The organism is Dorea sp. (genome assembly GCF_977044405.1).
The window spans coordinates 36,790-58,510 of sequence record NZ_CDRRQK010000013.1 but is presented as its reverse complement, the minus strand read 5'-3'; the positions used below and the strand labels follow the sequence as shown (position 1 = coordinate 58,510).

The 21,721-nt window shown below is 38.1% G+C and carries 18 protein-coding genes; 17 read left to right on the top strand and 1 reads right to left on the bottom strand.

Annotation, left to right across the window (positions count from 1 at the left end; translation table 11 throughout):
- Window positions 1-121: 121 nt before the first annotated feature.
- A complete protein-coding gene (locus ACWJAF_RS07605) occupies window positions 122-1,519 on the top strand; it encodes an alanine/glycine:cation symporter family protein (protein ID WP_448863103.1) in 1,398 nt (465 codons plus the stop codon).
- Between the two features lie 58 nt (window positions 1,520-1,577).
- Here the strand turns inward: ACWJAF_RS07605 and ACWJAF_RS07600 are convergent, their stop codons facing one another.
- Complete coding sequence (locus ACWJAF_RS07600; RefSeq protein WP_448863102.1) at window positions 1,578-2,474, bottom strand: AraC family transcriptional regulator; 897 nt, start codon at window positions 2,472-2,474, stop codon at window positions 1,578-1,580.
- A gap of 167 nt (window positions 2,475-2,641) precedes the next feature.
- On the opposite strand from ACWJAF_RS07600, the gene ACWJAF_RS07595 reads away from it, so the two are divergent.
- From ACWJAF_RS07595 to ACWJAF_RS07520, 16 genes are all read left to right on the top strand, one after another.
- Window positions 2,642-3,811, top strand: a complete 1,170-nt coding sequence (locus ACWJAF_RS07595) for a galactokinase (RefSeq protein ID WP_296032217.1) — start codon at window positions 2,642-2,644, stop codon at window positions 3,809-3,811.
- Between the two features lie 150 nt (window positions 3,812-3,961).
- Entirely contained in the window at window positions 3,962-5,452 is a 1,491-nt protein-coding gene (gene galT, locus ACWJAF_RS07590) for a UDP-glucose--hexose-1-phosphate uridylyltransferase (protein WP_296032219.1), read from the top strand.
- Window positions 5,453-5,842: 390 nt separating this feature from the next.
- Entirely contained in the window at window positions 5,843-6,526 is a 684-nt protein-coding gene (locus tag ACWJAF_RS07585) for a TIGR00266 family protein (protein WP_296032220.1), read from the top strand.
- A gap of 21 nt (window positions 6,527-6,547) precedes the next feature.
- Window positions 6,548-9,106: a glycoside hydrolase family 3 protein gene (locus ACWJAF_RS07580; protein ID WP_448863101.1), complete on the top strand. Its 2,559-nt coding sequence runs from the start codon at window positions 6,548-6,550 to the stop codon at window positions 9,104-9,106.
- Window positions 9,107-9,147: 41 nt separating this feature from the next.
- Window positions 9,148-10,059, top strand: a complete 912-nt coding sequence (locus tag ACWJAF_RS07575) for a substrate-binding domain-containing protein (RefSeq protein WP_448863100.1) — start codon at window positions 9,148-9,150, stop codon at window positions 10,057-10,059.
- Window positions 10,060-11,382, top strand: a complete 1,323-nt coding sequence (locus tag ACWJAF_RS07570) for a sensor histidine kinase (RefSeq protein WP_448863099.1) — start codon at window positions 10,060-10,062, stop codon at window positions 11,380-11,382.
- On the top strand, window positions 11,375-12,046 hold the full coding sequence (locus tag ACWJAF_RS07565; protein ID WP_296093672.1) for a response regulator transcription factor: 672 nt from the start codon (window positions 11,375-11,377) through the stop codon (window positions 12,044-12,046). The genes ACWJAF_RS07570 and ACWJAF_RS07565 overlap by 8 nt, the downstream gene beginning before the upstream one ends.
- 3 nt (window positions 12,047-12,049) lie before the next feature.
- Window positions 12,050-13,363, top strand: a complete 1,314-nt coding sequence (locus tag ACWJAF_RS07560; protein ID WP_448863098.1) for an ABC transporter substrate-binding protein — start codon at window positions 12,050-12,052, stop codon at window positions 13,361-13,363.
- A gap of 128 nt (window positions 13,364-13,491) precedes the next feature.
- The gene (locus ACWJAF_RS07555) at window positions 13,492-14,478 is read left to right on the top strand and encodes a sugar ABC transporter substrate-binding protein (RefSeq protein WP_296093663.1); all 987 of its coding nucleotides are present in this window, start codon (window positions 13,492-13,494) and stop codon (window positions 14,476-14,478) included.
- Window positions 14,479-14,575: 97 nt separating this feature from the next.
- Window positions 14,576-16,060 (top strand): sugar ABC transporter ATP-binding protein, encoded by a 1,485-nt coding sequence (locus ACWJAF_RS07550; RefSeq protein ID WP_448863097.1) that lies wholly within the window; start codon window positions 14,576-14,578, stop codon window positions 16,058-16,060.
- A gap of 28 nt (window positions 16,061-16,088) precedes the next feature.
- The gene (locus tag ACWJAF_RS07545; protein WP_448863096.1) at window positions 16,089-17,084 is read left to right on the top strand and encodes an ABC transporter permease; all 996 of its coding nucleotides are present in this window, start codon (window positions 16,089-16,091) and stop codon (window positions 17,082-17,084) included.
- A 31-nt stretch (window positions 17,085-17,115) separates the two neighbouring features.
- Complete coding sequence (locus ACWJAF_RS07540; protein ID WP_448863095.1) at window positions 17,116-17,997, top strand: class II fructose-bisphosphate aldolase; 882 nt, start codon at window positions 17,116-17,118, stop codon at window positions 17,995-17,997.
- A 12-nt stretch (window positions 17,998-18,009) separates the two neighbouring features.
- Window positions 18,010-18,693, top strand: coding sequence for a D-lyxose/D-mannose family sugar isomerase (locus ACWJAF_RS07535; protein WP_296093651.1), 684 nt, complete (start codon window positions 18,010-18,012; stop codon window positions 18,691-18,693).
- 11 nt (window positions 18,694-18,704) lie between these two features.
- Window positions 18,705-19,703 carry a carbohydrate kinase family protein gene (locus ACWJAF_RS07530; protein WP_296093648.1) on the top strand — a complete coding sequence of 333 codons (999 nt, stop codon included), beginning with the start codon at window positions 18,705-18,707 and terminating at the stop codon, window positions 19,701-19,703.
- Window positions 19,704-19,889: 186 nt separating this feature from the next.
- On the top strand, window positions 19,890-20,855 hold the full coding sequence (locus ACWJAF_RS07525) for an ABC transporter ATP-binding protein (protein ID WP_448863094.1): 966 nt from the start codon (window positions 19,890-19,892) through the stop codon (window positions 20,853-20,855).
- Window positions 20,852-21,718 (top strand): ABC-2 transporter permease, encoded by an 867-nt coding sequence (locus ACWJAF_RS07520; RefSeq protein ID WP_448863093.1) that lies wholly within the window; start codon window positions 20,852-20,854, stop codon window positions 21,716-21,718. Before ACWJAF_RS07525 ends, ACWJAF_RS07520 begins: the two co-directional genes overlap by 4 nt.
- The last annotated feature ends 3 nt before the right edge of the window (window positions 21,719-21,721 follow it).

Genomic DNA, 21,721 nt, shown 5'->3' with positions numbered 1-21,721 from the left:
AATTTTTTTCCTGTACTTTTGTAAAAAATCATGCTATAATTCAACAGTTAAAAACGTGATTTAGCGTGGTAAAGCGCTGATATGAAAGCGCATAGTTACAAAAGGAAAGGACTAGAAAAAGATGTTGGCTACTATTGAATCAATTAACAGCGTGGTAAATAACTTCATCTGGGGCGTGCCGGCTATGATCTGTATCATAGGAGTGGGATTACTGTTAAGCGTAAGAACAGGGTTCTTACAGATCCGTAAATTCCCATATGCGATGAAGGTAACGATTGGCCGTATGCTTCGGAAAAAAGATGCATCAGACGGAGCACTGACACCATTTCAGGCAGTATGTACAGCACTGGCTGCGACTGTCGGAACCGGTAATATTGCAGGTGTGGCAGGAGCCATTGCCATCGGAGGACCGGGAGCGGTTTTCTGGATGTGGGTATCAGCAATCCTTGGAATGTGTACGAAGTTTTCAGAAGTAACACTGGCAGTACATTTCAGAGAGAAAAATGCAGATGGAGAACTGGTCGGAGGACCGATGTATTACATAAAGAATGGTCTGAAAGAACACTGGAGATGGCTTGCATACCTGTTTGCTGCATTTGGAGTACTGACTGTATTTGGAACAGGTAATGCGACACAGGTGAATACGATCACGACTGCAATTGATTCGGCTTTATATAATTATGGAATCATCAGTGAAAAGAGTGCCGGTATATTGAATCTGGTGATTGGAATTGTTCTTGCAATATTGATTGGAATGATTCTTCTTGGAGGAATTAAAAGAATCGGTCAGGTAACGGAAAAGCTGGTTCCATTTATGGCAGTGATTTATATTATACTTGCGCTTGGAGTAGTTGTTTTAAATTATAAAAATATCCCGGTGGTATTTGCATCGATTTTTAAAGGGGCATTTTCGCCGGCATCAGTAACTGGCGGAGCAGTCGGATCCTTTTTCATGAGTATGAAAAAAGGTGTATCAAGAGGTATCTTTTCCAATGAGGCCGGGCTTGGTACCGGATCCATTGCACATGCATGCGCAGATACAAGAAAACCTGTAAAACAAGGATTCTTTGGTATCTTTGAAGTGTTCGTAGATACAATCGTAATCTGTACGTTGACAGCACTCGTCATTTTATGCAGCGGGGTATCGATTGGATATGGAGATGTGGCCGGCGCAGAACTTACGATTCAGGGATTCACTTCTACATATGGTAACTGGGTATCCATATTTACAGCGGTTGCAATGTGTTGTTTTGCGTTCTCTACGATCATCGGATGGGGACTTTATGGAACACGCTGCATCGAGTTCTTATTTGGAAGTCGTGCGAATAAGCCGTTCATGGTTCTGTATGCGCTTGTAGCAATTGTCGGGGCAACGATGGAACTTGGCCTGATGTGGAATATTGCAGAGACATTCAATGGTCTGATGGTTATCCCGAACCTGATCGCAGTCTTCCTGTTATCAGGAGTAGTGGTAAAACTTGTGAAAGAGTATTTTGCAGGGGAAGGGAAAGATGTGTAAGGAACGGTGAAAATTAGAAGAGCAGAACAATCTTATTTGAAAAATTGTTCTGCTCTTTTTATGCCTGATTTTTCCGGTACTGGCTGGGAGACATCCCCATATACCGCTTAAAAATCTGCCCATAATATGCAGGAGAAGAAAAACCAACCAGACTTGCAATCGTTGTAATATTTTCGCTTTCCAGAAGAAGAGGAAGACTGTTCTGTATCCGGGTGGATAACAGATAATCAAAGATGGTCATCTTCATATATTTTTTGAAAAAACGGCAGCATTCACTTTTACAGAGTCCGGCATGTGACGCGATATCTTCAAGACTTACGTCCTCGGAAGCATGTGCCTGGATATATGACAGGATGTCGCGGAGCCGCTGCAGATGTTTCTGTGGTTGTGGAGTATCCTGGGACAGCTGCACGTAGTATTGATAAAGTCTGTGCCAGATTTCGCAGATTATAATATGAACCCGGAGTTCAAAGTCCGGAGATGTCGGATTTATTTGTGATAGCTTGTATATTTCTTTTATATTTTCTATGATTTCATTCTGCCATGAAATTTCTGGTTTTAATACAAGAGAAGACCAGAAGTCATTGGAAGTGATAAAGTCAACATATTTGGTCTGCAGAATGCTGTTCTCATATCCGTAGATGAATCTGGGGTGAAATGTAATGGAGATGTAATCACAGTCCTGTTCATCGATCATATAGCCGGCATGCAGGGCGTTACTGTTACAGAACATTCCCTGGCCTGCATGGACGAGGTAGTTCTGGTCATTGACGAGATACTCCATCTGTCCGGATACGAACCAGGTAAGTTCAATCTCCGGATGCCAGTGCCACATGAATGCGTGCTGCTCGTAAGACTGGATAGCCTCCGGGCTTATGTTGACCGGGAATTTGTAATCGCCGTGCTGTTTTACTTCTTTTCTATTCTTTTCCGTTTGGATCCGGATGCCAGACATATATCATTCCTCCTGAACAAATAAAAGTACAAAAATCTCAATATTCTTATAAAATATGCCAATATATTTATTGTGAATATCTCAATATCTCATTATGATAATAATAAAGCGATAAGGAAATAAGGTCAATCATAAAATATTCAAAAAATGTAAATTGGAGGCAGAGAATGAAAAAAGAACAGTTAATCGAAAAATTTGAGGAACTTTACGGAGAAGGCGGGGAGATCCGTACATATTTTGCACCGGGACGTGTGAATCTGATTGGGGAACATACCGATTATAATGGTGGACACGTATTCCCATGTGCACTGACAATGGGAACATGGGCAGTCGTAAGAAACAGAGAAGACAGAAAACTTGGATTCTATTCCCTGAACTTTGAAAAACTTGGAATTATAGAAAGCAGCCTGGATGAACTGGTGCCAAGTAAGGAAGCCGGATGGACGAACTATCCAAAGGGAGTAATGTGGGCGTTTGAAAAGAGAGGCTATGAACTGACACATGGACTGGATATCCTGATCTATGGAAATATTCCAAATGGTTCCGGCCTTTCGTCTTCCGCTTCACTGGAAGTACTGACAGGACTGATGTTAAAAGAAACATTTGGATTTGAAGAATTGTCTATGATCGATCTTGCACTGATCGGACAGTATTCAGAGAATAATTTTAACGGATGTAACTGCGGAATCATGGATCAGTTCGCAAGCGCAATGGGTAAGAAAGATCATGCAATCTTCCTGGATACCAATACACTTAAGTACGAATACGCACCAGTCGTTTTAGAGGATGCAAAGATTGTCATCATCAACAGTAAGGTAAAACACAGCCTGGTAGATTCTGCATACAATGACAGAAGAAATGAGTGCGAGACAGCATTAAAGGAACTCCAGAAAGTAACAGATATCCAGACTCTTGGTGATCTGACAGAAGAAGAATTCGAGCAGAATAAAGATGCGATCAAAGATCCGGTAAGACAAAAAAGGGCAAAACATGCGGTATATGAGAATCAGAGAACGATCCGTGCAGTAGAAGCTCTTCGTAATAATGATGTAGAATTATTTGGAAAACTTATGAATGCATCTCATGAATCACTCCGCTATGACTATGAAGTATCTTGTGAGGAAATCGATATTCTTGTTGATCTCGCACAGGCAATGCCGGGAGTTCTGGGATCACGTATCACTGGAGGCGGATTCGGCGGATGTACTGTCAGTATTGTAAAAGATGAGGCAGTCGATGGATTTATCGAGACCATCGGACAGACATATAAGGAAAAAGTAGGACATGAAGCAGAATTCTATGTAGTTGAGATCGGTGACGGAGCAAAGATCGTATAATGTCAGGAGCTAAAAAGCTGTTTGTGTATGCACGATAAAGCATTCATCCTTGGAGTGGAGGAGCTTTGGTGCAATCTATGGCATGAAATGAAAACTATATTTGAACTCAGATATCATATATATAAAGATAGATCAGGAAGGAACTTAAACATGTTGTATGAAAATATCAAGAAACTGGTAGAATACGGAATTCAGACAGGCTTAACACCAGAATGCGAACGAATCTATACGACCAATCTTTTGCTGGAATTATTCCACGAGGATGCATATGAAGAAGTAGAAATTGGCGAAGAACCGGTTGAATTAGAACCAGTTCTGGAAGCATTATTAGACGAAGCGGTAAAAAGAGGAATCATTGAAGACAGTATCGGTTACAGAGATTTATTTGACACAAAGATCATGAACTGTCTGGTTCCAAGACCGGCGCAGGTACAGAAAGAATTTTTTGAAAAATATGAAGAATCACCGGAAGCTGCGACAGAATATTTTTACAAATTAAGTCAGGACAGCAACTATATCCGCAGATACCGTGTAAAAAAAGATATGAAATGGAAAGTAGATTCCCCATATGGAGAGATTGATATTACCATCAATCTGTCCAAACCGGAAAAAGATCCAAAAGCGATTGCAGCAGCAAGAAATGCAAAGAACAATGCTTATCCAAAGTGCCAGCTTTGTATGGAAAATGAAGGATATGCAGGACGTCTGGATCATCCGGCAAGAGAAAACCACAGAATTATCCCGATTGAAATCGCAGGTAGTAAATGGGGATTCCAGTATTCTCCATATGTGTACTACAATGAACACTGTATCGTGTTTAACGGACAGCATATCCCAATGAAGATTGAGAAGAAGGCATTTGAAAAATTATTTGATTTTGTAAAAATGTTCCCACATTATTTTCTGGGGTCCAATGCAGATCTTCCAATCGTGGGAGGTTCAATTTTAAGCCATGATCATTTCCAGGGCGGACATTATACATTTGCCATGGCAAAAGCACCAATCGAGATTCCGGTAGAGATTCCTGGATATGAGGATGTGGAAGCTGGAATTGTAAAATGGCCATTGTCTGTAATCCGTATCCGCCATAAAGATGAAAAACGTCTGATTGAACTGGCAGATCACATTCTCGGATGCTGGAGAGGTTATACCGATGAAGAAGCCTTCATCTATGCAAATACAGACGGGGAACCACACAATACCATTACTCCGATTGCAAGAAAACGTGATGGATTCTTTGAACTGGATCTGACTCTTCGTAATAATATTACAACCGAAGAACATCCACTTGGCGTTTATCATCCACATGCAGAGTACCATCATATCAAAAAGGAAAATATCGGACTGATTGAAGTTATGGGACTGGCAGTGCTTCCATCCAGATTAAAAGAAGAGCTGGAGATTCTTGCGGACTATCTGGTTCAGAAGAAAGATATCAGAAGTAATGAAAAGATTGCAAAACATGCAGACTGGGCAGAGACATTTAGTGGAAAATATGATGAGATTACAGAAGAAAATGTAATGGATATATTGAAAAAAGAAGTCGGTGAAGTATTCGTCCATGTACTTGAGGATGCCGGAGTGTATAAGTGTACAGAAGAAGGACGGGAAGCGTTTTTAAGATTTGTGAAGACCTTATAAGCGATAAATAAAGAATGATTTGTTGAATTTGTTGAGCACGAAAAATTCTAAGCAGAAAATTGCAATGGGATTTTTCGTGCTTTTATCATATCTAGATGTTGGGGCAAAAGGTATTTTGACCCGATACATAGCAGATGATATCAGTAAGGGTGAGTATGACCGGTGGTTATAGGTGAAAGAAAATGCAGATGGGAAGTCTGCTGGTGAAAGATAGAAAATATCAGGTATAGTGAAAATGTAACAAAAATTTATGCAAATATAAAGTGTGGATTGTGAACAGGTATAGCAGATGTTATAATGTATACAGACAGGAATTTTCTAAACTGAAAATTCCGTATTGCGGGAATAAGATTATGAAAAGAAAAATCAAATATCAGGAGGTTTTTGTATATGAGATACGAAATCAAAGGCGAAACATTACCAGTAGTTATCTGCTATTTAGAAGGCGGAGAGAAGATGATCACAGAAGGCGGTGGAATGTCATGGATGTCACCGAATATGAAGATGGAGACGACAACAAACGGCGGAATAGGCAAAGCATTCGGAAGAATGTTCTCGGGAGAGCATATATTCCAGAATATCTATACCGCACAGGGCGGTAATGGAATGATCGCATTCGCATCGTGCTTCCCGGGATCGATCAAAGCATTCGAAATCGGACCTGGGCGTGAGATGGTATTTCAAAAAAGTGCATTTCTTGCAAGTGAAGCCGGTGTGGAACTTTCTGTATTCTTTAATAAGAAGTTCAGTTCGGGATTATTTGGCGGGGAAGGATTTATCATGCAGAAAGTATCCGGAGAAGGAACGGTATTTGCCGAATTTGACGGACATGTAGTAGAGTATGAGCTGAATGCCGGACAGGAGATTGTTATAGATACGGGACATCTGGCAGCGATGGATGCATCCTGCAGGATAGAGATTAAGAGTGTTCCGGGTGTAAAAAATATGCTGTTTGGAGGAGAAGGAATCTTTAATACAGTAGTTCACGGACCAGGACGGGTATGGCTTCAGACGATGCCGATTTCAAATGTTGCAGGAGTCCTTAGTCCGTATATCCCGACATCTGGTAAGTAACACCTGAAAGGACAGGAAAGCATGAGAACAAAAAGTATTCATAAAGCAGCACTGACGGATGCAGTGACACCGCTTGAGGAGTCCGGAAGAAGACTGGCTTATAAGGCAGCCACAGAAGGAATTGTGCTGCTGGAAAATGACGGATGTCTTCCGTTGAAAAATAAAAAAATTGCATTATATGGTGCCGGAGCAAAGAAGACGATCAAAGGCGGGACCGGATCAGGAGAAGTCAATGGACGTCAGTCGGTATCTGTTCTGGAAGGGATGGAACAGGCCGGATGCACTATTACAACGATGCGGTGGATTGAAGATTATGACAGACAGTTTGACGAAGGCGAACAGGAATATTCAGAAGAATTCCGAAAGAAATTGAATCTGAAGAATCTGCCGGATTTTATGAATTTAATGAGCAGCCCTTACAGATATCCTTATGGCCGGGCGATACTGGAATCTGATATAGAAGAATCGGATACAGACACCTGTGTATATGTAATATCGAGACAGGCCGGAGAAGGCGCAGACAGAAAACTGGATGAGAATGAGTACGGTCTGTCGGAGATAGAGCGGACGAATATCATCTTCTGCGCAGAAAGTTATAAGCATCTGATCATCGTGATCAATGTAGGTGGAGTGTTTGATCTGCATTTTCTAAGTGAGATACAGGGAATCGGAGCCGTTGTCTTCATGGGTCAGCTTGGAAGTATGGGTGGTCAGGCTCTTGCAGACGTGCTTATTGGAAGGCAGACACCGTCAGGAAAGCTTACGGATACATGGGCAAAGCATTACCGGGATCTTCCATTTGCAGATGAATACAGTTATCTGAATGGCAATCTGGATGAAGAATATTATAGAGAAGGTATCTATGTCGGATACCGGTATTTTGATACGTTTCATGTAGCACCGAGATATCCGTTCGGATATGGAATGTCATATACGGATTTTACAATACGTCTGGATCAGATGAAGGTGGAAGAGACAGACGTGTATGTATACGCGACAGTGGAGAATACCGGCAGAAGATACAGTGGAAAAGAAGTTGTACAGATCTATGTCAGTTGTCCGGAAGGAGAGCTTGAAAAAGAAGTGCAGAGGCTTACTGCGTTTCAAAAGACGAAAGTATTAGCACCAGGAGAGAAAGATGAACTGATATTAAGCTTTAGTCTTAAAGATCTGACGAGTTACAGGGAAGCTGATGCGGTAACGGTTCTAGAAAAAGGAGAATATGTAGTCCGAATCGGTAATTCCAGTAGGAATACCAGAGTTTGCGGAATCCTGAGAATGGAAGAGGAAGTAATAACCGAAAAACATTCTCATATCTGTAAAGCTCCAGTACGGATAACGGAGATAGAGCAAAATGCAGAAGATATGCTCCATGCGACCTGTGATTGCAGACAGAACTGGGGAAAAGGATGCGGAATCATAATTGAAAATGTAGAGAAGATCCGAAGCATCCGGATTGAAAAAGAGAGGATACCAGTTAGAGAGCATGCATATGGTCCGGTAAAGATATATTCATCCGAAGAGACAGATGCCATAATGGAGAAGCTGACGCTTCGCGATATGGCAGAACTGTCAGTGGGTGGAGGTCTGACCGGAGCAAGGTTCTTTGAAGCACCGGGGGCAGCAGGAGTTACCTGTACAATGCTGGAACAAAAAGGAATTCCAAATGTAGTGATGGCAGACGGGCCGGCAGGACTTCGCCTGAATAAGGTATCATCCGTATCATTTACCGGAAAGGTAAAAGGAACAGAGCCGAATATTTCATTTATGAAATATCTTCCGGAACCGGTCAAAAAAATCATGCTGGGTAATCCGGACAGCCCGAACCTTCTGTATCAGTTCACAACAGCATTCCCAAGCGGCATTTCGCTGGCATCCAGCTGGAATCTGGAGCTTGCGGAAGAAGTGGGAAATGCAGTAGGAAAAGAGATGGAATGTTATGGTGTCACATACTGGCTGGCACCGGGACTTAACATTCACAGGAATCCACTCTGTGGACGAAACTTCGAATATTATTCGGAAGATCCACTGCTTTCCGGAAAATTTGCAGCAGCCGTGACAAAGGGAGTACAGAAGAACCGTGGCTGCTATGTAACATTGAAGCATTTCTGCTGCAACAATCAGGAAGATAACCGCAATAAGATGAACGTCAATGTGAATGAACGTGCACTCAGGGAAATCTATCTGAAAGGCTTTGAAATCGCAGTAAAAGAAGCGAATCCGGGAGCTGTTATGAGTAGTTACAATAAGGTAAACGGGAAATATGTGAATAATAATTACCATTTGCTGACGCAGGTACTTCGTAATGAGTGGGGGTTTGACGGATTCGTGATGACAGACTGGTTCGCAACCGGACGGAAATATGGAGACCCGGCACATGCAATCGCATCCGGCAATGATCTGATCATGCCGGGAAGCCAGGGAACTGTGGATGAGATTGTAAAAGCGGTATCCAAAGGAGTGATTCTGGAGGAGGATGTACGCAGGAGTGCGGCGAATGTGCTCCGCGGGGTGCTTTCAAGCAGGATATATCAGGGATTTGCTAGAATGTATATGAAAAAGAAAAAAGGTGAGAAGTAAAGGTGTGGCTAGATAAGAAAAAATGGATTGCAGCAGCAATTGTGGCATGTATAACACTTTTCATAGCATCAGGGATACGTGAAGAAAAAAATACAAGAAAACAATTAAAATTCGGAGCAACCTATATGACGATGAATAATCCATATTTTGTTAATATGGATGAAAATATTGAAGAATCAGTGCAGGCAAGGGGGGATATCTTGATTACGAGAGATCCCCTGCAGGATCAGAAAAAGCAAAATGAACAGATTGAGGATATGTTAGATGAAGGAATTGATGTACTTTTTTTGCAACCTGTAAATCGAAATAAAGTTCGGCCTGCACTTGAATTATGCAAAAAAAGACATGTTCCAGTATTTGTTATTGATTCTGAAGTAGCAGATAAAGAAGCAGTTGTATCGACTATTGTTTCGGATAATTATGATGCGGGTGTTCAGTGTGCAAAGGATATGATGAAGAAAAAATCGAGTGCAAACATTGTAATTGTAAATCAAAAAGCCTTGAATTCGATTAATGAGAGAGTAAAAGGTTTTAGAGATACGATAAAAGGACATCCAGAATATAAAATAGTGGAAGAAAAAGAAAGTTCTGCAGAGTTTGAAATTGCTATGAAAGTTATGGAGAAGATTATATATGAAAATAAAGATTATGATGTTGTAATGGGAGGAAACGATCCGATTGCTTTGGGGTGTATAGCAGCAATGCAGATGACAGATAAGACTGATCAGGTCATGGTTTATGGAGTCGATGGTTCACCTGATGGAAAAGCAATGATAAAAGCAGGATTTTTAGAAGGAACAGCAGCACAATCACCGATTAAGATAGGTGAAAAGGCAGTTCAGACAGCATATAGTTATTTGGCGGGAGAGACTGTACAAAAGTATATTACAATACCAGTAGAATTGATTACAGCAGATAACTTGAAATTTTATGACATGACGGGATGGCAGTAGATGAAGAAAAACTATAGTTTAATTCTAAGAAAAATTATATTTGTTTTTAATAGTATATCAGTGATAGGAATTGCGATGTTTATTTTGTATACAACGAAAAAAATATGTAATGCATATGTTGCAAGTGATTTCTTAGAGAAAGTAAATGCAATTCCAACAAGTCCTTCTGTGTTGGTGGGAGAAATATTGATACTAATATTGATAATGGGAATTTCTTTTATATGTCGAGAAAAATTTGTGAAAGAAAATACAGGGGTGTACTATTTTACCTTACTTATAGATTTTTGTGCAAGTCTTTTTATTGTATATAGATTGGATTTTAATTATAATGGTATACTTTTATGGGTGTTTGCAAATTTAATTGCACATATTAAGGATATGGGAGGAAAATATGCACTAGCAGTAGTGTCGTTGCTTAGCTATATTGGAACTAATCATGGGATTATTTCAGTAAGTACAAAAATTTTTTCTGTTAGCGATTATATAAAGATATATGATATTGGAGTTCAAAAGGTTTTGTATTGGATATATAATTTGCTTACTTCATTAAATATTATTTTATTTTTTGCTTTTTGTGTGTTTATTATTATTGAACAAAGCGGAACAATTGATGAAGTAAAAAAGTTATATTCAAAGCTATATAAAACGAATGAAGAATTACAGCAAGCAAATGAAAAGTTACAAGAATATGCTGTGATGAAGGAGAAAATGGGTGAAACTAAGGAACGTAACCGATTAGCAAGAGAAATTCATGATACATTGGGTCATACATTAACTGGAATATCGGCAGGCGTAGATGCTTGTATAGCAATGATTGAGATTTCGCCAGAAGCAACGAAAGGACAATTAGAACTTATTTCCAGGGTTACGAGAGATGGAATAAAAGAAGTACGGCGTTCCGTAAGTGAATTAAGACCGGATTCACTTGAAAGATTAAGTTTGGAACCTGCAATTCGCAAAATGGTAAATGAAACCAATTCTATAACAAATACAAAAATACATTTTGAATGTGATGTGGATAAATTAAAATTTGATGAGGATGAAGAAAATGCAATATATCGTGTTATACAGGAAAGCATGACGAATTCAGTACGGCATGGTTATGCAAAAAATATATATATTACTATAAAAAAGAAATATTCGGATATTTGTATTTTAATTAAAGATGATGGTGTTGGCTGCAACGATATGAAGAAAGGATTTGGTACAAGGCATATTGTTGAGCGAATAAAGTTATTGAATGGAATAGTAGAGTTTGACGGAAGTGATGGATTTACAACGAAGGTTGTAATTCCAATAAGATGGGGTGAAGAATATGATTAAAGTACTGATTGCGGATGACCAGGAATTGATAAGACAAAGTTTGTCAATTGTGTTAAATACAAAGGATGGAATAGAAGTAACAGATACTGTTGCAAATGGACAGGAAGTAATTGCAAGTGTACGGAAAAATAGACCGGATGTAATTTTAATGGATATCCGAATGCCCAAAATGGATGGTGTACAATGTACGAAGATAATAAAAGATAATTATTCGGAAATAAAAATTATTATACTTACCACATTTGATGATGATGAGTATGTATATAATGCATTAAAATGGGGAGCAAGTGGATATCTTTTAAAAGGAGTATCGATGGATGGTTTGACGAATGCAATCCGTACTGTTTATAGTGGTCAGGCGATGATAAATCCAGATATTGCGACCAAGGTTGTAAGATTATTTTCTCAGATGGCCAAGGCAGATTACGTTGTGGATGTAGACCAAAAGAGAACAGAAGATTTAACGAAAACAGAATGGAAAATTATCAATGAGGTTGGACGAGGAAGTTCGAATAAAGAGATTGCAGAAAATTTAAAACTTTCAGAAGGAACTGTACGTAATTATTTAAGTGGAATACTAAATAAGCTGGAATTTAGAGATCGAACCCAACTGGCAATATGGGCGGTACAGAATAAAGTGGCAACAAAGATAATGGAGCAATAATAAATGAAAAAGAAAAATATATGTGGATTAGTAGCTTTCTTTTTTGTCGTAATCTTATCGGTATTTGCGTGGAATTATAAACAAAAGAATAAATCAGTTGTTTTGGAATTTGGAATGTTTGCTGAAAGTAATTGGGATGTCGAGAATGCGAATGCATATGTAATAATAGATGATGCAATAAAGCAATTTGAAAAAGAGCATCCGGGTGTTAAAGTTCATTATGAGACTGGAATCCGAAAAAAAGATTATTCAGAATGGCTGGATAGAAAGATATTGGAAGGAAAAACACCAGATGTATTTATGGTATTGTCTGATGATTTTTACAAATATGTATCACTGAATGTTATATCTAATCTGGATAATCAGATTGCTAATGACAGAGACTTTAAAAAGGAGTATTTTTTTGATACAGCATTGGATATTGGTAAATATCATGAAAGTCAGTATGCATTACCGTATGAAGTGGTTCCGACTTTGATGTTTGTGAATAAAACATTGCTGGAACGTGAAGGAATAACAGTTCCAAATGAAAATTGGACATGGAGTACAATGGAACAGATTGTTGATCAAATTACAAAGGATAAAGATGGAGATGGTGTAATTGATCAATTTGGAACATATAATTATACGTGGAAAGAAGCGGCATATTCAAATGGAGCAGAGCTTTTTGACAAAGATGGAAAAAGAGCTTATTTTTCCGGAACAAAAGTAAATGAAGCTGTTAAATTTGTAAAGAGATTAAATGAAATGAATGGGGGACGCGAAGTTACACAAAATGATTTTGATTCAGGAAATGTGGCGTTTATGCCATTGTCGTTTTCTGAATACAGAACATATAAAACGTATCCATATAAAATAAAAAAATATACAAGCTTTCAATGGGATTGCACAACGATGCCGGCAGGACCAGGAGGACATAATACTTCGGAAGTGGATGCACTTATGATGGCTGTAGGAAATAAAAGTAAGCATAAGGAATTGGCATGGGAATTCTTGAAACTATTAACTGCAGATTCTTCAATACAAAGAGAGATATTTGAATATTCACAAGGTGCATCAGTATTAAAATATGTAACTGGATCAAGATATGCAGAGAGTATGATTCGGAAAGATATGGATGTAAATGAGAGGGTTATTGATAACCGATTATTAAGTGATGCAATAGAGAATGGGCGTATAAAGCCAAGATTTTCAAAATATCCAGAAGCAATGGCACTGGCAGAGAATGAAATGGATGATATTTATAAAAATGAAAAGAATATCGACAGCTCACTTAAAGTATTTCAAAGAAGCATTACCAAGTTTTTAAATCAATAAAAAAAGCATTACATTTGTCACATTTTTTGTGAGGAATGTAATGTTTTTTTAGTTACAAAATACAGGTGTACAGAATAATGAAAATTAGTAATATTAAGACAACAAATAACAAGCAAGGAGGAAAAGAAATGAAAAGAAAATTAGTGAGCGTGTTATTAAGTGTTTCGTTAGTTGCGGCAATGGCGATGGGATGCAGTAATGGCGATGGGGACAAGAAAGCTAGTTCAACAAAAACCGAATCAACAACAAACAAAAAGGGAGGTCACAAGTTCGGATATACCTGTATGGATGGAACAAATCCATTCTTCGTAACATTGGAAGATGAAATTAGAAAGAAAGTAGAAGCGAATGGGGATGAGCTTGTATCAGTAGATCCGGCAAACGATGTAAGTCTTCAGGTACAGCAGGTAGAAGATTTGATTTCACAGGGAATTGATGCAATGTTCCTGAATCCAGCAGAAGCTGAAGGAATTCTTCCAGCTTTGGATGCTTTAAAAGAAGCAAACATTCCAATCGTTAACTTTGATACAGAAGTTGCTGATATGTCGTATGTAACAAGTTATGTTGGATCTGATAACTACAATGCAGGTAAAGTTTGTGGAGAAGATTTAGTTAAGAAATGCCCGAAGGGTGGAGACATTATTGTTCTTGATTCACCGACTATGAATTCAATTGTAGATCGTACAAAGGGATTTACAGATGCAATCAAAGGAAAAGGATTTAACATTGTTGCACAGCAGGATGCCAAAGGAAATCTTGAAACGTCAATGGGAATTGCAGAAGATTTATTACAGGCACATGGAGATGTAGTTGCAATCTTTGGTGGAAATGATCCTACAGCACTTGGTGCATTAGCGGCAGCAAATGCAGCAGGAATTAAGGATTGTAAAATTTACGGAGTAGATGGTTCACCGGATGTTAAATCAGAGCTTGCAAAAGGTGATTCTTTAATGGAAGGAACAGGAGCACAGTCTCCGGTAGGTATTGCTGATAAGTCTGTAGAGGTTATGTATAAAATCTTAGATGGCAAGAAAGTGAAAGACAAATATCCAGTAGAAACATTCCTGATTACAGCAGATAATGTTAACGATTATGGTACAGATGGTTGGCAGTAAACGATAGTCATTAACAAAAATATGAAAGGTGTTTTATTCAATGAACTGGATAAAGCACCTTTTTGCAGATAAAAGAAAGGGATAAAAAGGTGATATTTTGAGTGATACAGCATTGTTAGAAATGAAGCATATACATAAAAAATTTCCAGGTGTATATGCATTAAAAGATATCAATTTTGAACTTCGTTCGGGAGAAGTTCACGCACTATTAGGGGAAAATGGAGCTGGGAAATCTACACTTATCAAAGTACTGGGTGGTATTTATACGGCTGATGAAGGTGAAATTATTATAAATGGAAAAAAGGTAAATATTGATGGTGTAAAAGCAGCGCAGATGAATGGTGTAGCAATTATTCATCAAGAGTTAGTCTTGGTTCCCTATATGACGGTTGCTGAGAATATTTTCCTTGGGCGTGAACCTATGAGTTCGGGATTCGTTGATAAGAAAAAGATGAATCAGGATGCTCAGAAATTGCTGGATGATTATCAGATGGGAATAAAGGCAAATCAGTTGATCAAAAAATTGACAATAGCACAGCAGCAAATGGTTGAAATTGTAAAAGCTATTTCATATAATTCTAAAATTCTGGTTATGGATGAGCCTACATCTTCTATTTCAGATAAAGAGGTGGCATTTTTATTTAAGACAATGAGAAGTCTTACTTCAAAGGGAGTAGGAATCATCTACATTTCGCATAAAATGAGTGAATTAGAGGAAATATGCGATCGAGTAACGGTTATGCGAGATGGTGAGTATGTTGGAACGGAAATCGTAAAAAATACTACGAAAGATGCATTGATTGCAATGATGGTTGGTAGAGAACTTACGAATTATTATACTAGGGATTTTGAAGAACACAAAGAAGTCATCATGAAATGTGAAGGAATCTCAGATGGGGAGCTTGCAGAGAATGTAAGTTTTGAACTTAGAAAGGGAGAAATATTAGGATTTGCAGGATTGGTTGGTGCAGGCCGAAGTGAAGTGATGAAAAGTATCTTTGGATTGATGCCAAAAAGTACAGGAGATATTTATCTGGAAGGGAAAAAGGTAACTATTAAATCACCAATTGATGCAATGAAAAATGGTATTGCACTTGTACCTGAAAACCGTAAATTAGAAGGGTTATATCTGGTACAGAGTGTCAGGTTTAATTCAACGATAGAAGTATTGAATGAATTTATCAAAGGTATTTTTGTAGATAATTCGAAAGAGAGAGCGATTACGCAAGAATATATCGATAAGATGGCAACAAAAACACCTTCACAAGAACAAGCTATAGGTAATCTGTCGGGAGGAAATCAGCAGAAAGTATTAATCGGACGTTGGCTTGCAACTCATCCGAGAATTTTGATCCTGGATGAGCCTACAAGAGGTGTAGATGTAGGTGCAAAATCAGAGATTTATGCGATTATGAATCAATTGGCAAAACAGGGAATGTCGATTATTATGATATCTTCTGAGTTACCGGAGATTTTGGGAATGAGTGATCGGATTTATGTAATGGCACATGGAAAAATGAAAGGTTGCATTAGTCATGAAGAAGCAACACAGGAAAGTGTTATGATGATGGCAGCTGAATAAGGCAGACATAATAGGAGGAAGAAATTAAATGAGAGAAAAAACAAAAAAGCCAACTACAACATCTGGAGTTGGAAGTGCAGTAAAAATATATTTTAAAGAAAATTTGGGAATTATTGTAGCCTTCTTGGTATTATGCGTATTCTTGTCAATTTTTCCAAAAACAAGTGGTTCATTTTTTACAAGACAGAATATTTTTAATGTATTAAGACAGATTTCTACAAACTTGTTTCTGGCATGTGGTATGACAATGGTAATTATTCTTGGCGGTATCGATTTGTCTGTTGGATCAATTATCGCATTATCTGGCTGTATCTCAGCTGGTTGTGTAGCAAGATATAACCTTCCATTACCGATTGCATTACTTATGGGACTTTTAGTTGGTCTTTGTGTTGGTATGTTTAATGGTGTGGTAATCAGTAAGACGACAATTCCGGCGTTCATTGTAACATTAGCAACCATGAATATAGCCAAAGGACTTGCCTATGTATACACAGGTGGTTCACCGGTACGAGTAGTAACAAAAGAATGGCAGTTCTTAGGAGCCGGTTATATTGGAATATTTCCAACACCAGTTGTAATCCTGATAATTGTCCTTGTTATTACAGCAATTATTATGAACAGAACAAAAATGGGACGTCACATGTATGCTGTTGGAGGAAACCAACAGGCAGCAGAATTTTCAGGAATTAAAGTTGAAAAGGTTAAATTTTTTGTACATGCTTTTTCAGGATTAATGGCAGGTCTTGCAGGAATTGTTTTAGCTTCTCGTATGTATTCTGGACAGCCTACAGCTGGTGATGGGGCTGAAATGGATGCTATCGCAGCAGTTGTTGTTGGCGGAACGTCAATGGCTGGTGGAAGCGGTAAAATAGGTGGAACTATTATAGGTGGCCTGATTATAGGTGTTTTGAATAACGGACTGAATCTTCTGAATGTTAATTCGTTCTGGCAGTATGTAGTAAAAGGTGTCGTAATTTTGCTGGCTGTATTCCTTGATTATTTCAGAAATAAAGGGAAAAAATAAGATAAATTAAAAAATAGGAAGGAGATAAATTATGTTAGTTTCATTAAAGCCGTTGATGGAAGATGCAATGCGAAAAGGATATGCAGTTGGAGCATTTAATTGTCCGAATATGGAATCAGTAATGGCTATTATACAGGCTGCAGAGGAAACAAATTCACCGGTTATATTAAACTATGCAGAGGTACATAGCAATTTGATATCCATGGAAGATATTGCACCAGTTATGCTTCAGTTTGCCAAAAAAGCTTCTGTTCCAGTTTGTGTACATTTGGATCATGGTGAGTCTATTGAAAGTTGTATTAAAGCAATACAGTTAGGTTTTAGCTCTGTGATGATTGATGCATCAGGTAGTGATTATGAAGAAAATATAAGAACAACTGCAGAAGTAGTGAGATTGGCTCATGCAGTGGATGTTACAGTTGAAGCAGAACTTGGACATATTTTCTCATCTGATAAAGGTTTAGGAGATACAGAAGAAATTGAAACAGCGGACAGCTTTTCAAACTTAGATGATGTGTATACAAGTCCAGATATGGCAAAAGATTTTGTTGAAAAAACCGGAGTAGATGTGTTGGCCATTGCTTTCGGAACAAGTCATGGAATTTATACACAGAAGCCAGTTTTGGATTTGAATCGTATTACGGAAATTAAAAATAAAATTGATATTCCATTCGTAATGCATGGTGGTTCAGGACTTAGTAAAGAGGAGTTTCAGACAGCAGTAAAAAATGGAATACGTAAAATTAATTATTACACGTATATGACATTGGCTGGTGGAAAAGCGGTCAAAGCTGCATTAGATAAAAAAAGCGTAGAAGAAAATATTTTCTATCATGATATTCCGTTAATTGCTATGAAAGCTATGAAAGAAAATGTGAAAGTGGCAATTGAAACATTTGCACTAAAAAATTAGGGAGTGTGAAAGATGAAAAGATCAGAGATTAACAAAGCTTTGAAGGATATGCATGATTTGATCAAAAAATTTCATGTATCACTTCCTCCATTTTGTGAATGGACACCAGAAGAGTGGAAAACAAAAGGAAAAGAATACGATGAAATTAGAGATAATATGCTTGGCTGGGATATAACAGATTTTGGGCTCGGAGATTTTGAACATACAGGATTTTCATTAATTACGTTAAGAAATGGAAATATAAAAAATGATAAGTATGATAAACCATATGCAGAAAAGTTATTGATGCTCCATGAAGGCCAGCATGCGGAAATGCATTATCATGCATACAAAATGGAAGACATTATTAATCGAGGAGGTGGAAACGTATTAATTCGTGTATATAATTCGACGGAAGATGGAAAAATGGCAGATACAGATGTCGTTGTTCATAGTGATGGATGCGTTTATACAGTGAAGGCGGGAACTCAGATAAGACTAACGCCGGGAGAAAGTATAACTGTGACAAGAGGATTGTACCATGACTTTTCTGTAGAAGAAGGAAAAGGATCCGTTCTGCTGGGAGAAGTTTCTATGTGCAATGACGATAATACGGATAATTATTTCTATAATAAAAAAGTAGGACGTTTTCCTGCTATAGATGAAGATGAAGAACCATACCGTTTATTATGTAATGAATATCCAGAGGCTTTGTAGGAGGAAGACCTATGAATAAAGAAGGAATAACGGTTGCAGGAAATCTTATTGCAGATGTAGTATACACAATAGATGTATATCCTCAAAAAGGCAATTTAACGTGGATGGAAAATCCGGTCGCTCATACAGGAGGTATTAATAACTTAATTATTGATCTGGCAAGGCTGGATTCTAAAATACCAATAAAAGTATCGGGAGTTGTGGGCGATGATGACAATGGCCAATTTATAGTAGACTCTTTAAGTGAGTATCCTAATATAAACATTGAAGGGATTGTAAAAAAAGGAAGAACAGCCGTTACATTTGCAATGACAGAAAAAGAAAGCAAACAGAGAACATTCTTTTTTGATCCAGGGACCAGTTTTGAATTCAATGAAAAACAGATAGATTTTAAGAAAATAAAGGCGGATATTTTTCATTTAGAATATTTACTTTTATTAGGAACGCTGGATCAACCGGATGAAGACTATGGAACTAAAGCCGCAAAGGTATTAGCAACTGCACAAAAATATGGAATGGAAACTTCTGTAGATATGGTTTCAGAAGAAGGAAATCGATACCAGGAAGTTGTATGGCCTGCATTGAAGTATACAGATTATTGTGTGGTAAATGAAGTAGAAGGAACCGGTGTGACTGGAATTCAATTATATGATAAGGATGGAATAAAAGAAGAAAATATGAGAAAGGGGTTGGCAAAACTAAAAGAATTGGGAGTAAAAAAGTGGGCTATCATACATTCACCTGCATGTGGATATGGTTTGAATTGTCAGACAGGAGAATTTGTAAAAGTTCCAAGTTTTAAACTTCCAAAAGGATTTATAAAGGGAACGACTGGGGCAGGTGATGCATTTTGCTCGGGCGTTCTATATGCAGCGTATCAAAGAGAAAGTATAGAGAAGGCATTATATTACGGTGCTATTACAGCTGCATGTTCACTTTCTAAAGAAGATAGTACCTCAGGTGTTATGGACTTGAAAGAAATGAAATTATTTATGAAAACAAACGTATAGAAAAGTTGCTAAAGATAGAAAGAATTTTGGAGATTATAAGATTATATTTATAAAATCCGGAATTCTTTCTATTTTTTTGTTTAGCCAATGAACTTTCTTTCACAAAATAAACATATTTTTTCCACATACTTTTCAAAATATTTTCTTATATTGTTACAAGATTGAGTTTAACAGGAGGAAGTAAAGTTGATAGAAGTAAAGAATCTTACCAAACGCTATGGGAACCATCTGGCCGTAGATCACTTAAGCTTTACAGTGGAATCCGGGAAAATATATGGATTCTTAGGACCAAATGGAGCTGGTAAATCTACAACCATGAATATCATGACCGGTTACCTTGGAGCTACTGAGGGACAGGTATTGATTGATGGGCATGACATTTTAAAAGAACCGGAAGAAGCAAAGAAAAATATAGGATATCTGCCGGAAATACCACCTCTTTATATGGAGATGACGGTACGGGAGTATCTGGAATTTTCTGCAGAGTTAAAAGGCATCAAAAAGAAAGACAGAGAACCACAGATTGAAGAAGTCATACGACTGGCGAAACTCCGTGATGTGGAGAACAGACTGATCCAGAACCTGTCAAAAGGATATAAGCAAAGAGTCGGACTTGCACAGGCAGTTCTTGGATTCCCGGAGATCATCATTCTGGATGAGCCGACGGTAGGGCTGGATCCAAAACAGATCATAGAGATCCGTGAACTGATCCGGAAATTATCTAAGAATCATACCGTAATCTTAAGTTCACATATACTGGCAGAAGTAAGAGAAGTATGTGATTATATCATGATCATATCCGGCGGGAAACTGGTAGCCAGTGATACAACAGAGAATCTGGAGACCATGATGAGCGGAAAAGGACAAATCGAGATAGAGGCAAAAGCGTCCAAAGAAGAGATGGATCACATCCTTCATACAATGAATAAAATAAAAGAAGTACGTTACCGCACAAGCGCAAGTGGAGTCACAACAGCGCATATCACCGCAAAGGGCGGAGAGGATATCAGAGAAGAATTGTTCCTTGCATTTTCACATGCAGACATTCCACTTCTTACATTGAATCAGAATAAGACAACACTGGAAGAAATCTTCCTCGAATTAACACAGGGGAATGGAAGCAGGATGATGAAGGAGGAAAAGAAAGCATGATAGCAATCTATAAAAGAGAGTTAAGATCTTATTTTCATTCGATGATAGGATATGTATTTATCGCGTTTCTGGTTGCATATACTGGAATTTATTTTCTGGCATACAACCTGAATTATGGATATCCATATTTTTCATACGTACTTTCCGGAATCATGTTCGTATATCTGGTGGCGATTCCAATTCTGACGATGCGCTGTTTTGCAGAAGATAAAAAGAACAGGACGGATCAGATGTTACTGACGGCGCCGGTAAGTTTGTTTAAAATTGTACTTGGAAAATATCTTGCAATGGTTACGATCATGGCAATCCCATGTCTGATCTACCTGATTTTCCCGCTGATCATCAAAGCACAGGGAACAGCATATATTCTTGTGGATTATCTGGCAATCCTGGTATTTTTCTTACTGGGATGTGTGTATATTGCGATTGGAATGTTTATATCGTCACTGACAGAGAGCGTGATCATTGCAGCAATTGGCACTTTTGGAATCTTACTTCTTACTTATCTATGGAGCGGAATTTTGAATTTTATTCCTTCCGCAGCATGGGCAAATGCAGTAGCAGTTGCGGTGCTTTTGTCACTGGTAGTTCTGGCAGTCTGGAATATGACCAGAAATATAGTGATCAGTGGTGCCCTGGAACTGATCGTGGTAGCAGGAACCATCATTACTTATGTAGCAAAGAAATCGCTGTTTGAAAGTTTGTTATCTACATTTCTTGGCAAACTGGAACTGACGGAAGTATTTTCGAATATTGCAGATAATCATCTTCTGGATGTGAGCGGTATTATTCTGTATCTGTCATTGATCGTATTATTTTTCTTTTTGACGATGCAGATGATTCAGAAGAGACGTTGGAGTTAGGAG